This is a genomic window from Streptomyces syringium, from assembly GCF_017876625.1.
Taxonomy (GTDB): Bacteria; Actinomycetota; Actinomycetes; order Streptomycetales; family Streptomycetaceae; genus Streptomyces; species Streptomyces syringius.
Genome location: NZ_JAGIOH010000001.1, coordinates 2100932 through 2113856, shown reverse-complemented (window position 1 = coordinate 2113856; position 12925 = coordinate 2100932). Strand labels below are relative to the sequence as shown.

Annotated in this window: 10 protein-coding genes; all 10 read left to right on the top strand. The window is 73.5% G+C overall.

The features are described from left to right. Positions 1–192: 192 nt before the first annotated feature. The 10 genes from rsmH to JO379_RS09250 all read left to right on the top strand — a co-directional run bounded on the left by rsmH (position 193) and on the right by JO379_RS09250 (position 12922). Positions 193–1152: a 16S rRNA (cytosine(1402)-N(4))-methyltransferase RsmH gene (rsmH, locus tag JO379_RS09295; RefSeq protein ID WP_209514565.1), complete on the top strand. Its 960-nt coding sequence runs from the start codon at positions 193–195 to the stop codon at positions 1150–1152. Beyond that, a complete protein-coding gene (gene ftsL / locus JO379_RS09290) occupies positions 1149–1700 on the top strand; it encodes a cell division protein FtsL (RefSeq protein WP_130877331.1) in 552 nt (183 codons plus the stop codon). The genes rsmH and ftsL overlap by 4 nt, the downstream gene beginning before the upstream one ends. A gap of 117 nt (positions 1701–1817) precedes the next feature. After that, positions 1818–3743: a peptidoglycan D,D-transpeptidase FtsI family protein gene (locus JO379_RS09285; protein WP_130877330.1), complete on the top strand. Its 1926-nt coding sequence runs from the start codon at positions 1818–1820 to the stop codon at positions 3741–3743. Between the two features lie 13 nt (positions 3744–3756). Then, on the top strand, positions 3757–5490 hold the full coding sequence (locus JO379_RS09280; protein ID WP_130877329.1) for a UDP-N-acetylmuramoyl-L-alanyl-D-glutamate--2,6-diaminopimelate ligase: 1734 nt from the start codon (positions 3757–3759) through the stop codon (positions 5488–5490). 65 nt (positions 5491–5555) lie between these two features. Further along, positions 5556–6977 carry a UDP-N-acetylmuramoyl-tripeptide--D-alanyl-D-alanine ligase gene (locus JO379_RS09275; RefSeq protein ID WP_130877328.1) on the top strand — a complete coding sequence of 474 codons (1422 nt, stop codon included), beginning with the start codon at positions 5556–5558 and terminating at the stop codon, positions 6975–6977. Further along, positions 6977–8041: a phospho-N-acetylmuramoyl-pentapeptide-transferase gene (mraY, locus tag JO379_RS09270; protein ID WP_130877327.1), complete on the top strand. Its 1065-nt coding sequence runs from the start codon at positions 6977–6979 to the stop codon at positions 8039–8041. Before JO379_RS09275 ends, mraY begins: the two co-directional genes overlap by 1 nt. After that, entirely contained in the window at positions 8023–9507 is a 1485-nt protein-coding gene (gene murD / locus JO379_RS09265; RefSeq protein WP_209514563.1) for a UDP-N-acetylmuramoyl-L-alanine--D-glutamate ligase, read from the top strand. Before mraY ends, murD begins: the two co-directional genes overlap by 19 nt. A gap of 60 nt (positions 9508–9567) precedes the next feature. Continuing rightward, entirely contained in the window at positions 9568–10953 is a 1386-nt protein-coding gene (ftsW, locus tag JO379_RS09260; RefSeq protein ID WP_242625992.1) for a putative lipid II flippase FtsW, read from the top strand. A 6-nt stretch (positions 10954–10959) separates the two neighbouring features. Continuing rightward, on the top strand, positions 10960–12054 hold the full coding sequence (murG, locus tag JO379_RS09255; RefSeq protein ID WP_209514562.1) for an undecaprenyldiphospho-muramoylpentapeptide beta-N-acetylglucosaminyltransferase: 1095 nt from the start codon (positions 10960–10962) through the stop codon (positions 12052–12054). A gap of 28 nt (positions 12055–12082) precedes the next feature. Continuing rightward, positions 12083–12922 (top strand): cell division protein FtsQ/DivIB, encoded by an 840-nt coding sequence (locus JO379_RS09250; protein ID WP_207303878.1) that lies wholly within the window; start codon positions 12083–12085, stop codon positions 12920–12922. The last annotated feature ends 3 nt before the right edge of the window (positions 12923–12925 follow it).

Below are 12925 nucleotides of genomic sequence, written 5' to 3'. Positions count from 1 at the left end.
GGGAGGCCTGACGCTCCCCTTGGAACCGAAAAACCCGCACGTGCGCGCCGCGTACGTACCCCTCGGCCTCCTCCCGCTCCCCGGTCGCCCGACACCACTTCCCCGGTGCCGGACCGGCCGCTTCCCCTTCGAGCGGGCGGGGACCCGGGGATGCGTACGCCCGCGGACCTCCCCGGACTCTCAGAAGGGCGCATGAGCAGCAACGCGCGACACGTCCCCGTCATGCTCCAGCGTTGCCTGGACATGCTCGCCCCCGCTCTCGCCGAGCCCGGCGCGGTCGTCGTCGACTGCACCCTCGGCGCCGGCGGCCACAGCGAGGCGCTGCTCACCCGCTTCCCCGAGGTCCGGCTCGTCGCCCTCGACCGCGACCCCACCGCCCTGGCGCTCGCCGGGGAGCGGCTCGCCCCCTTCGGCGACCGCGCCACGCTGGTGCGCGCCGTCTACCACGAGCTCCCCGAGGTGCTGGAGAAGCTGGGGATCCCGCGCGTCCAGGGCGTCCTCTTCGACCTCGGCGTGTCCTCCATGCAGCTCGACGAGGCCGACCGCGGCTTCGCCTACGCCCAGGACGCCCCGCTGGACATGCGGATGGACCAGACGACGGGACTCAGCGCCGCGGAGGTCCTCAACACCTACGCCCCCGGCGAGCTCGTGCGGATCCTGCGCGCCTACGGCGAGGAGAAGCAGGCCAAGCGGATCGTCAGCGCCATCGTCAAGGAGCGGGCGAAGGAGCCCTTCACCAACAGCGCCCGGCTCGTCGAGCTGATCCGTGACGCGCTGCCGCAGGCCGCCAAGCGCACCGGCGGCAACCCCGCCAAGCGCACCTTCCAGGCCCTGCGCATCGAGGTCAACGCGGAGCTGGCCAGCGTCGAGCAGGCCATCCCCAACGCCGTCGCCGCCCTCGCGGTCGGCGGCCGGATCGCCGTGCTGTCCTACCAGTCGCTGGAGGACCGCATCGTCAAGCAGGTCTTCGCGGCGGGCGCCGCCAACACCGCGCCGCCCGGGCTGCCGGTCGTCCCCGAGCGCTACCAGCCGCGCCTGAAGCTCCTCACCCGCGGCGCCGAGCTGCCCACCGAGGAAGAGATCGCCGAGAACCGCCGGGCCGCCCCCGCCCGGCTGCGCGGCGCCGAGCGCATCCGCGAGGACGCCCCGTGACACCGGCTGCCCGCGGCCCGGGCGCGCGCCTGATCCGGCTGCTGCCCGCCGGAGCCGTCGGAGCGAAGCGGACCCCCTTCGTCCTGCTGGTCGTGGTGCTGCTCGGCTCCGGGCTGCTCTCGCTGCTGGTGCTCAACTCCTCGCTCAACCAGGGCTCCTTCGAGCTCAGCCGGCTCCAGCGCAAGACCACCGAGCTGACCGACGAGCAGCAGGCGCTGCAGCAGGAGGTCGACCAGCTCGCCGCCCCGGACGCCCTGGAGCGCCGCGCCCGCGAGCTCGGCATGGTCCCCGGCGGCAGCCCCGTCTTCCTCGACCCGGACGGCACCGTCCACGGCGCCCCGTCCCCGGCCGCCGCCGACCCCGCCTCCCTCACCACCCCGCTGGAGGCGGCCACCCCGCCCCCGGCCCCGGCGGCCCCCGCCCCGCCGCCGCTCCCGGTCCCGGTTCCCGTCCCCGAGGCCCCCGCTTCCCAGGTGCCCCAGGCTCCCCAGGTCCCCGCCCCCGACGCCCGTACGGCAGTGAAGACCGTTCCGACCACCGGCAGGTGACGCAGTGCCGCAAACCCCCGGGGTACGGCCCCCGCGCTTCTCGCAGGCCCACCCGGCCGCCGGGCCGGCCGGGCCCCCGGCCGCGCACCCGCGGCGGCCCCGGAGGGTGAGCGCGGCATGACGGCCCCCCGCCGCCCCCAAGGGCCCCGCGACCCCCGCAAGCGCGTCCCCGGGCCCGCCCGCCCCGCCCCCCGGCCCGCGGGCTACCGCGGCGGCGCCCGGCCGCTGCGGCTCGGCAGCCCCCGGCCCCGGCTGCGGCTGGTCGGCGCCGGGCTCACGCTCGTCCTGCTGGTCTTCACCGTGCGGCTGCTCCAGGTGCAGGCCGTGGACGCCAGTGCCTACGCCGCCAAGGCGAACGTCAACCGCTACATCCCCGTCACGCTGGCCGCCGAGCGCGGCGCCATCACCGACCGGGCCGGCATCGACCTCGCCACCACCGTCGACGCCTACGACATCACCGCCGCCCCCGACCTGCTGACCCCCGAGCGGATCAAGACGCCCGACGCGGCCCGCCAGGCCGCCGAGCTGCTCGCCCCCCTGCTCGCCGAGCGGCCGGCGGAGCTGGAGCAGAAGCTCACCGCCAACCCCAAGTCGAAGTACGTCGTGCTCGCCCGCCGGCAGTCGCCCAAGGTCTGGAACAGGATCAAGGAGCTCAAGAAGACCGTCGCCGACCGGGCCAAGGCCAAGCAGGGCGCCGACGTCCTCGCCGGCGTCAACCGCGAGTCCCACAGCAAGCGCGTCTACCCCAACGGGGACCTCGCCGCCGGGATACTGGGCTTCGTCAACGCCGAGGGCCGCGGCGGCGGCGGCATCGAGGCCCAGCTGAACAAGGAGCTCGCCGGCAAGGACGGCAAGCTCGTCTACGCCCAGTCCGGCGGCCGCCAGGTCCCCACCGGCGACCTCAAGGAACAGCCCGCCGTGCCCGGCTCCGACGTCGAGCTGACCATCGACCGCGACATCCAGTGGGCCGCCCAGAACGCCATCGCCGAGCAGGTGAAGGAGTCCGCCGCGGACCGCGGCTACGTCGTCGTCCAGGACACCCGCAGCGGCGAGATCCTGGCCATGGCCAACGCCCCGGGCTACAACCCCAACGACCTCGCCCACGCCGACGGCAACGCCATGGGCAACGCCGCGCTCCAGGACGCGTACGAGCCGGGCAGCGTCAGCAAGGTGATGACCATCGCCGCCGTCCTGGAGGAGGGCAAGGCCACCCCGGCCACCCATGTCGAGGTGCCGAACCGGCTGCCCCGCGCCGACCGGGCCTTCGCCGACGACATCGACCACGCCACCTGGCACCTCACCCTCAACGGCGTGCTCGCCAAGTCCAGCAACATCGGCACGATCCTCGCCGCCGAGCAGCTCGGCAAGGACCAGGCCCAGGCCAACCGCGTCCTCCACTCCTACCTGCGGAAATTCGGCATGGGTGCGCCCACCGGCCTCGGCTTCCCGGGCGAGACGCCCGGCATCCTCGCCCCGCCGCACAAGTGGAGCGCCTCCCAGCAGTACACGATCCCCTTCGGCCAGGGCCTCTCCCTGAACGCCGTACAGGCCGCGTCCGTCTACTCCACCATCGCCGGCGGCGGCGAGCGGGTGCAGCCCACGCTCGTCCGCGGCATCAAGGGCCCCGACGGCCGCTTCACCCCCGCCCCGGCCCCGCCGCGCACCCGCGTGATCAGCGAGCGGACCGCCAAGACCCTGTCCACCATGCTGGAATCCGTCGTCGACGACCGGGAGGGCACCGGCACCAAGGCGAAGATCCCCGGCTACCGCGTCGCGGGCAAGACCGGCACGTCCAACCGGGTGGATCCGCAGACCGGCCGCTACCACGGCTACACCGCCTCCTTCGCCGGATTCGCCCCCGCCGACCAGCCCCGGATCACCGTCTACTGCGCCATCCAGAACCCCACCGAGGGCAGCTATTTCGGCGGCCAGATCTGCGGCCCCGTCTACAAGAAGGTCATGGAGTTCGCGCTCAAGACCCTCCAGGTGCCGCCGTCCGGCACCCAGCCTCCGCGGCTGCCGGTGAACTACGGCGACCGCTGAACCGGGGGCGGCCGTGACGACGATCACTGTGGATCCGGGGAACCGCGACCCGGCGCGCCCCTCGCTTCGCGGCCGGGCGGGTGCGCCCGGTACGCTCACCGCCGTGCCCCACGCTGATCAGTCCCACACCAGCCCCACGGACGCCCCCGCCATGTACCCGGGAGCGCCCCGCCCCACCCAGGTCCGCCCCGCGCCGCTCGCGGAGCTCGCCGGTCAGCTGGGCATCGCCGCCACCCCTGACGCCGCGGCTGCCGACGAGGCCCCCGCGACCGTCATGGTCACCGGCATCACCCACGACTCGCGGGCCGTGCGCCCGGGCGACATCTACGCCGCCCTGCCCGGCGCCCGCTTCCACGGCGCGGACTTCGCCGCCCAGGCCGCCGGGCTCGGCGCGGTGGCGGTGCTGACCGACCCGTCCGGCACCGACCGCGCCCGGGCCGCCGGCCTGCCCGTCCTCACCGTCGACGACCCGCGCGGCCGCATGGGCGCGCTCGCCGCGACGATCTACGGCGAGCCGGGCCGCGACCTGCTCCAGATCGGCATCACCGGCACCTCCGGCAAGACCACCACCGCCTACCTCATCGAGGGCGGCCTGAAGGCCGCCGCCGGCGCGTCCGGGGGCCTGACGGGCCTCATCGGCACGGTGGAGTCCCGGATCGGTGACGAGCGCATCAAGTCCGAGCGCACCACGCCCGAGGCGACCGACCTCCAGGCGCTCTTCGCGGTCATGCGCGAGCGCGGCGTCCGCTCGGTGGCCATGGAGGTCTCCAGCCACGCCCTGATGCTCGGCCGCGTCGACGGCTGCGTCTTCGACGTCGCGATCTTCAACAACCTCAGCCCGGAGCACATGGAGTTCCACTCCGGCATGGAGGACTACTTCCAGGCCAAGGCCCGGCTCTTCACCAAGGCCCGCAGCCGCCTCGGCGTCGTCAACCTCGACGACGAGTACGGCCGCCGCCTCGCCGAGGGCGCCTCCGAGGTCCCGGTCATCACCTTCTCGGCGGAGGGGCACCCCGACGCCGACTGGCGCGCCACGGACGTCCGCGTCGGCCCGTTCGACTCCGACTTCACCGTCCTCGGCCCCGAGGGCCGGTCGATCACCGCCCGGGCGCCGCTCGCCGGCCCGTTCAACGTCGCCAATGCCCTCGCCGCCATCACCGCGCTCGTCGCCGCCGGCATCGACCCGCAGACCGCCGCCGACGGCGTCGCGGCCGTGCCCGGCGTGCCCGGCCGGCTGGAGCGCGTCGACGCGGGCCAGCCCTACCTCGCCGTCGTCGACTACGCCCACAAGACGGACGCCGTCGAATCGGTTCTCCGCGCCCTGCGCAAGGTCGGCAAGGGCCGGATCCACGCCGTCCTCGGCTGCGGCGGCGACCGCGACCGGACCAAGCGCGCCCCGATGGGCGCGGCCCTGGCCCGGCTCGCCGACACGGCCGTACTGACCTCCGACAACCCCCGCTCCGAGGACCCCCTCGCGATCCTCGCCACCATGCTCGCGGGCGCCGCCGAGGTGCCCGTCCACGAGCGCGGCACGGTCCTCCTCGCGGAGGAGCGGGCCGACGCCATCGCCGCCGCCGTCGCCCGCGCCGAGCCGGGTGACACCGTCCTCGTCCTGGGCAAGGGCCACGAGCAGGGCCAGGACATCGCCGGAGTGGTCCGCCCCTTCGACGACCGCCAGGTGCTGCGCGAGGCCATCGAGGCCGAGCGACTGCGCCTGTCGACCAAGCACCGGAACGACCAGGGATGACAGACCGCCATGCGCGCACAACCCTCCCCACGGAAGCCCTCCCGAACGGCCGGAGGTAAATCTCAGTGATCGCTCTGTCTCTCGCCGAGATCACCGCCATCGTCGGCGGGCAGCAGCACGACATACCGGACCCGGGCGTCGCCGCCGACGGCCCGGTCGTGATCGACTCCCGTGACGTGCGGCCCGGCAGCCTCTTCGCGGCGCTGCCCGGGGAGAACGTCGACGGCCACGACTACGCCGAGCGCGCGGTCGCCGCGGGCGCGGTGGCCGTACTGGCCGCCCGGCCCGTCGGCGTGCCCGCCATCGTCGTCGAGGACGTCGTCGCCGCCCTCGGCGCCCTCGCCCGCGCCGTCGTCGAGCGGCTCGGCACCACCGTCGTCGCGCTCACCGGCTCGGCCGGCAAGACCAGCACCAAGGACCTGATCGCCCAGCTCCTGGAGCGCCTCGGCCCGACCGTGGGGCCGCCCGGCAACTTCAACAACGAGATCGGCCTCCCGCTGACCGCGCTGCGCGCGCAGGAGAGCACCCGCCACCTCGTGCTGGAGATGGGCGCCCGCGGCGTCGGCCACATCCGCTACCTCGCCGAGCTCACCCCGCCGCGCATCGGCCTCGTGCTGAACGTCGGCACCGCGCACATCGGCGAGTTCGGCGGCCGCGAGCAGATCGCCGTGGCCAAGGGCGAGCTGGTCGAGGTGCTGCCCACCGCGGCGGAGGGCGGCATCGCCGTGCTCAACGCCGACGACCCCCTCGTCCGGGCCATGAGCACCCGCACCAAGGCCCGTACCGTCCTGTTCGGCGAGGCCGACGACGCGGACATCCGGGCCGAGAACGTCCGCCTCACCGCGACCGGACAGCCCGCCTTCACGCTTCACACACCCACCGGGTGCGGGGACGTGACCATGCGGCTGTACGGTGAGCACCACGTGTCGAACGCGCTCGCCGCCGCCGCCGTCGCCCATGAGCTGGGCATGCCCGCGCAGGAGATCGCCACCGCGCTCTCCGAGGCGGGACAGCTCTCCCGCTGGCGGATGGAGGTCACCGAGCGTGCGGACGGCGTGACGATCGTCAACGACGCCTACAACGCGAACCCCGAATCCATGAGAGCCGCGCTGCGCGCGCTGGCCGCCATGGGTCAAGCCGCCACGGCGAAGGGGGGCCGCACGTGGGCCGTGCTCGGTCAGATGGCCGAGCTCGGCGAGGACTCACTCGCCGAGCACGACGCGGTCGGGCGGCTCGCCGTCCGGCTCAACGTCAGCAAGCTCGTGGCAGTCGGGGGCAGGGAAGCGGCCTGGCTGCAAATGGGTGCCTATAACGAGGGTTCGTGGGGTGAGGAGTCGGTGCACGTGTCCGACGCGCAGGCGGCGGTCGACCTGTTGCGCAGCGAGCTGCGTCCGGGAGACGTCGTGCTGATGAAGGCGTCCAGGTCGGTCGGCCTGGAGCGGGTCGCGGCCGCGCTGCTCGCGGCCGATGGTGAGGTCTCCGGCTGATGAACCAGATCCTGTTCGCGGGTGTCATCGGCCTGCTGCTGACCCTGGTCGGCACCCCGCTGCTGATCAAGTTCCTGGCCCGCAAGGGCTACGGCCAGTTCATCCGTGACGACGGCCCGCGCGAGCACCACAGCAAGCGCGGTACGCCCACCATGGGTGGCATCGCCTTCATCCTGGCCACGCTCATCGCGTACGCCCTGACCAAGGTCATCACCAGCCACGAGCCGACGTTCTCCGGCGTGCTGGTGCTGTTCCTGATGGCGGGCATGGGCCTGGTCGGCTTCCTCGACGACTACATCAAGATCGTCAAGCAGCGGAGCCTGGGCCTGCGCGCCAAGGCCAAGATGGCCGGCCAGCTCATCGTCGGCATCGCCTTCGCGGTCCTCGCGCTGCAGTTCGCGGACACCCGGGGCCAGACCCCGGCCTCCGACAAGCTGTCCTTCACCCAGGACTTCGGCTGGTCCGTCGGCCCCGTGATCTTCGTGGTCTGGGCGCTGTTCATGATCCTCGCGATGTCGAACGGCGTGAACCTCACCGACGGTCTCGACGGCCTCGCCACCGGCGCCTCCGTGATGGTCTTCGGCGCCTACGTCTTCATCGGCACCTGGCAGCACGGACAGTCCTGCGGCAACCCGCTGACCGCCGGCGCCGCCTGCTACGAGGTCCGCGACCCGCTCGACCTCGCCGTCGTCGCCTCCGCCCTGATGGGCTCCTGCTTCGGCTTCCTGTGGTGGAACACCTCGCCCGCCAAGATCTTCATGGGTGACACCGGCTCGCTCGCCCTCGGCGGCGCCCTCGCGGGACTGGCCATCTGCTCCCGCACCGAGCTGCTGCTCGCCCTCCTCGGCGGTCTGTTCGTCCTCATCACGATGTCCGTCGTGATCCAGGTCGGCTCGTTCCGCCTCACCGGGAAGCGCGTCTTCCGGATGGCCCCGCTCCAGCACCACTTCGAACTCAAGGGGTGGAGCGAAGTCCTTGTGGTGGTCCGCTTCTGGATCATCCAGGGCCTCTGCGTGGCCGTCGGTCTCGGACTCTTCTACGCCGGATGGCTGGCCATCAAGTGACCCCCACCACCTCTTCCGCCGCCCAGGAGTGGGCCGGTCGGCACATCACCGTCGCCGGCCTCGGCGTGAGCGGCGTCAGCGCCGCCCGCGCCCTGGCCGGCCTCGGCGCGCGGGTGACCGTCGTCGACGGCGGTGACAGCGCCACCCACCGAGAGCGCGCCGCCGAGCTGGAGCGCGAGGGCATCGCCGTCCGCCTCGCCGACGCCGACACCCTGCCCCCGGGCACCGGACTGGTCGTCACCTCACCGGGCTGGAAGCCGGGGAGCCCGCTCTTCGCCGCCGCCGCCGAGGCCGGCGTGGACGTCGTCGGCGACGTCGAGATCGCCTGGCGGCTGCGCGGCGCCCGCGGCGAGCAGGCGGCCCCCTGGCTCGCCGTCACCGGCACCAACGGCAAGACCACCACGGTCCAGATGCTCGCCTCCATCCTGGAGGCCGCCGGACTGCGCACCGTCGCCGTCGGCAACATCGGCACCCCGATCATCGACGTGGTGCTCGCCCAGGGCCGCGACGGAGCCGAGCCGTACGACGTGCTCGCCGTCGAACTCTCCAGCTACCAGCTGCACTGGGCGCCGTCCGTGCGCGCCCACTCCGCGGCCGTGCTCAACCTCGCACCCGACCACCTCGACTGGCACGGCTCCATGGAGGCGTACGCCGCCGACAAGGGCCGCATCTACGAGGGCAACGAGATCGCCTGCGTCTACAACGTCGCCGATCCCGCCACCGAGCGCCTGGTCATGCAGGCCGACGTCGAGGAGGGCTGCCGGGCCATCGGCTTCACCCTCGGCACCCCCGGCCCCTCCGAGCTCGGGGTGGTCGACGGCATCCTCGTCGACCGCGCCTTCGTCGAGAACCGCCGGGAGCAGGCGCAGGAGCTGGCCGAGATCTCGGACGTGACCCCGGCCGCCCCGCACAACATCGCCAACGCCCTCGCGGCGGCGGCCCTGGCCCGCGCCTTCGGCGTCCCGGCCACGGCCGTACGGGACGGACTGCGCGCCTTCCGGCCCGACGCGCACCGCATCGCCCACGTCGCCGACGTCGACGGCGTCGCCTACGTGGACGACTCCAAGGCCACCAACACCCACGCCGCCCAGGCGTCCTTGGCGGCCTACGAGTCGATCGTGTGGATCGCGGGCGGCCTCGCCAAGGGCGCCACCTTCGACGGCCTGGTCAGCGCCTCCGCGCGGCGGCTGCGCGGCGTCGTCCTCATCGGGGCCGACCGGGAGCTGATCCGCCAAGCGCTGGCGCGACACGCCCCCGATGTGCCGGTGGTGGACCTCGACCGGACCGACACTGGGGCGATGGCGGCGGCGGTCCGGGAAGCGGCGCGGCTCGCCCGGCCCGGGGACACCGTCCTCATGGCCCCGGCGTGCGCCTCGATGGACATGTTCGTCAACTACAACAAGCGCGGCGAGGCCTTCGCCGAAGCGGTCCGGGAACTGGCCTCCGGCCGACACCCGGAGGAGTAGCCGCCGGGACCCCCGCGGCGCGGGCCGGCGGCGCAGGAGACCAGCGGAGGGGACACCCGGATGCACGCCGACGACACCGCGCGCCCCGGGGGCGCACCGGGCGGCCTGTGGGCCCTGCGCGGGGCCCCCGCCCGGCCCCGGCCCCAGCGCTCCCCCCGCCCCGCACGGATCCGCGCGGGGGGCTCGCGGCCGCCCGGGCGGCGGCCGTCCGGCAGCGGGCTGCGCGCCCTGCACGCCCGCGTGAAGCGCGCCTGGGACCGCCCGCTGACCGCGTACTACCTCGTCCTCGGCGGCTCCCTGCTGATCACCGTGCTCGGCCTGGTGATGGTCTACTCCGCGTCCCAGATCAAGGCCCTGCAGAACGGCCTGGCGCCCAGCTTCTTCTTCCGCAAGCAGCTGCTGGCCGCCGCCATCGGCACCGTCCTCCTGCTGGCCGCCGCCCGGCTGCCCGTCAAACTGCTGCGGGCGCTGGCCTACCCGCTGCTGGCCGGGTCGCTCTTCGCGCTCTGCCTGGTCCAGGTGCCCGGCATCGGGGAGACCATCAACGGCAACACCAACTGGATCTCCCTCGGCGGGCCCTTCCAGCTCCAGCCCAGCGAGTTCGCCAAGCTCGCCCTCGTGCTGTGGGGCGCCGACCTGCTGGCGCGCAAACAGTCCAAGAAGCTGCTCACCCAGTGGAAGCACCTCCTGGTGCCCCTGGTGCCCGTCACCTTCCTGCTGCTCGGCCTGATCATGCTGGGCGGCGACATGGGCACCACCGTCGTCCTCACCGTGGTCCTGCTCGGCCTGCTGTGGGTGGCGGGCGCCCCGACCCGGCTCTTCGCGGGGATCTTCGGCGTCACCGCCGTGCTCGCCGCGCTGTTCATCAAGACCAGTGCCAACCGCATGTCCCGTCTCGCCTGCATCGGCGCGACCGAACCGGGCACCGACGACCGGTGCTGGCAGGCCGTGCACGGGATCTACGCCCTCGCCAACGGCGGCTGGTTCGGCGCGGGACTGGGAGCGAGTGTGGAGAAATGGGGCGAACTCCCCGAGCCCCACACGGACTTCATCTTCGCCATCACCGGTGAGGAACTCGGTCTCGCGGGGACGCTGTCGGTACTCGCCCTCTTCGCGGCTCTAGGCTATGCGGGTATCCGCGTGGCCGGACGCACGGAGGACCCCTTCGTGAGGTACGCAGCGGGAGGTGTGACCACCTGGATCACGGCGCAGGCCGTGGTCAACATCGGTGCGGTGCTCGGCTTGCTGCCGATCGCCGGTGTCCCCCTGCCGCTGTTCTCCTACGGGGGTTCCGCCCTGCTGCCGACCATGTTCGCCATCGGACTGCTGATCGCCTTCGCGCGCGACGAGCCCGGTGCGCGGGCAGCGCTCGCCATGCGGCAGCCTGGGGTGAGATGGAAGACGATGAGACGGCGCGTCAAGAAGCGACCGTCCGGAGAGCGGTGAATTTCGGTGCATGTCGTACTCGCCGGCGGGGGGACCGCCGGCCACATCGAGCCCGCGCTCGCCCTCGCGGACGCCCTGCGCAGGCAGGACCCGACCGTGGGGATCACGGCGCTCGGCACGGAGCGGGGCCTGGAGACCCGGCTCGTGCCCGAGCGGGGCTATGAACTGGGGCTGATCCCCGCCGTACCCCTGCCCCGTAAGCCCACGCCCGAGCTGATCACCGTCCCGGGGCGGCTGCGCGGCACCATCAAGGCCGCCGAGCAGATCCTGGAGCGGACCAAGGCCGACTGCGTGGTGGGCTTCGGCGGCTATGTGGCGCTGCCCGGCTATCTGGCCGCCAAGCGGCTCGGCGTGCCGATCATCGTCCACGAGGCCAACGCCCGGCCCGGCCTCGCCAACAAGATCGGCTCGCGCTACGCCGCGTCCGTCGCGGTGAGCACCCCGGACAGCAAGCTGCGCAACGCCCGCTACGTCGGCATCCCGCTGCGCCGCACCATTGCCACCCTCGACCGGACCGCGGTCCGGCCCGAGGCGCGCGCGGCGTTCGGGCTCGACCCCAACCTGCCGACGCTGCTGGTCTCCGGCGGCTCGCAGGGCGCCCGCCGGCTGAACGAGGTCGTCCAGGCGGTCGCGCCGATGCTCCAGCGCTCCGGCATCCAGATCCTGCACGCGGTCGGCCCGAAGAACGACCTGCCGCACGTGGACAACATGCCCGGAATGCCGCCCTATATCCCGGTACCGTATGTGGACCGGATGGACCTCGCGTACGCCGCGGCGGACATGATGCTCTGCCGTGCGGGCGCGATGACCGTCGCCGAGCTGTCCGCCGTCGGGCTCCCGGCCGCCTACGTCCCGCTGCCCATCGGCAACGGCGAACAGCGGCTCAACGCCCAGCCGGTGGTCAAGGCGGGCGGCGGTCTGCTGGTCGACGACGCCGAGCTGACCCCCGAGTGGGTCCAGAGCCATGTGCTCCCGGTGCTCGCCGACCCGCACCGGCTGTACGAGATGTCCCGCGCCGCCTCCGAGTTCGGGCGCCGGGACGCCGACGAGCTGCTCGTCGGCATGGTGTACGAGGCGATTGCCGCACGCAGGGCCCGCTGACGGCCCGTAGGAGCAGGAGGCGGGGAGCGTGGCCGGACCGACGACCGCCCGGCGCGGTGGCGGCAAGAACGGCAAGCCGCCGCGTTCGCGGCAATCGCCTCGCCCGCCCCGCTCCGGCGGGCCGCCGGGCAAGGCGAAGGCGCGCCGCCCCCGCCTCCGGCTCCGCCCGCGCCGGCGCAGGCTGCTCGGCTGGGCGGCCGTCACCGTGGCTCTCGGTGCGGCCGCCGGCTGGGCGCTCTACGGCTCCAGCTGGCTGCGGGTCACCCATGTGGAGGTCAGTGGCACCGCCGTACTGACGTCCGGTGAGGTCCGCCGGGAGGCCGACGTCCCGTTCGGCGACCCCCTCGCCGCCGTCGACACCGACGCCATCGCGGACCGGTTGCGCGACCGGCTGCCGAGGATCGAGAGGGTCGAGGTCGAACGTTCCTGGCCGCACGGAATCAGTCTCAAAGTGACCGAGCGGCAGCCGAAAGCCGTCCTCGAAAAGGGCGGGAAGTTCATCGAAATCGACGGTACGGGCGTGCGGTTCGCCACAGTCGATCAAGCCCCGAAGGGGGTGCCCCGGCTGACGATGGCGGCCGAGGACTCGGCCGGTACCCGTCGGTTCGGCCCCGAGCGGCTCGAACGGGAGGCGGTCCGGGTCGCCGTGGACCTGCCCCCCGCCGTCCGCCGGGACACCCTGGCGATCCGCGTACGCTCGTACGACTCCATCACCCTGGAACTGACGGGCGGTCGGACGGTCGTCTGGGGGAGTGGTGAACGGGGGGACGCGAAGGCCCGTACGCTCACGGCATTGCTCAAAGCCGCCCGGGGTGCGGACCACTTCGACGTCAGCGCTCCCGGGGCTCCCGCGGCGTCGGGGAGTTGACGC

Excerpts from the sequence above, each read along its gene's own strand:
- mraY (WP_130877327.1), top strand. The coding sequence starts at position 6,977 with ATGAACCAGATCCTGTTCGCGGGTGTCATCGGCCTGCTGCTGACCCTG.
- murD (WP_209514563.1), top strand. The coding sequence starts at position 8,023 with ATGGCTGGCCATCAAGTGACCCCCACCACCTCTTCCGCCGCCCAGGAG.
- rsmH (WP_209514565.1), top strand. The coding sequence starts at position 193 with ATGAGCAGCAACGCGCGACACGTCCCCGTCATGCTCCAGCGTTGCCTG.
- JO379_RS09285 (WP_130877330.1), top strand. The coding sequence starts at position 1,818 with ATGACGGCCCCCCGCCGCCCCCAAGGGCCCCGCGACCCCCGCAAGCGC.
- ftsW (WP_242625992.1), top strand. The coding sequence starts at position 9,568 with ATGCACGCCGACGACACCGCGCGCCCCGGGGGCGCACCGGGCGGCCTG.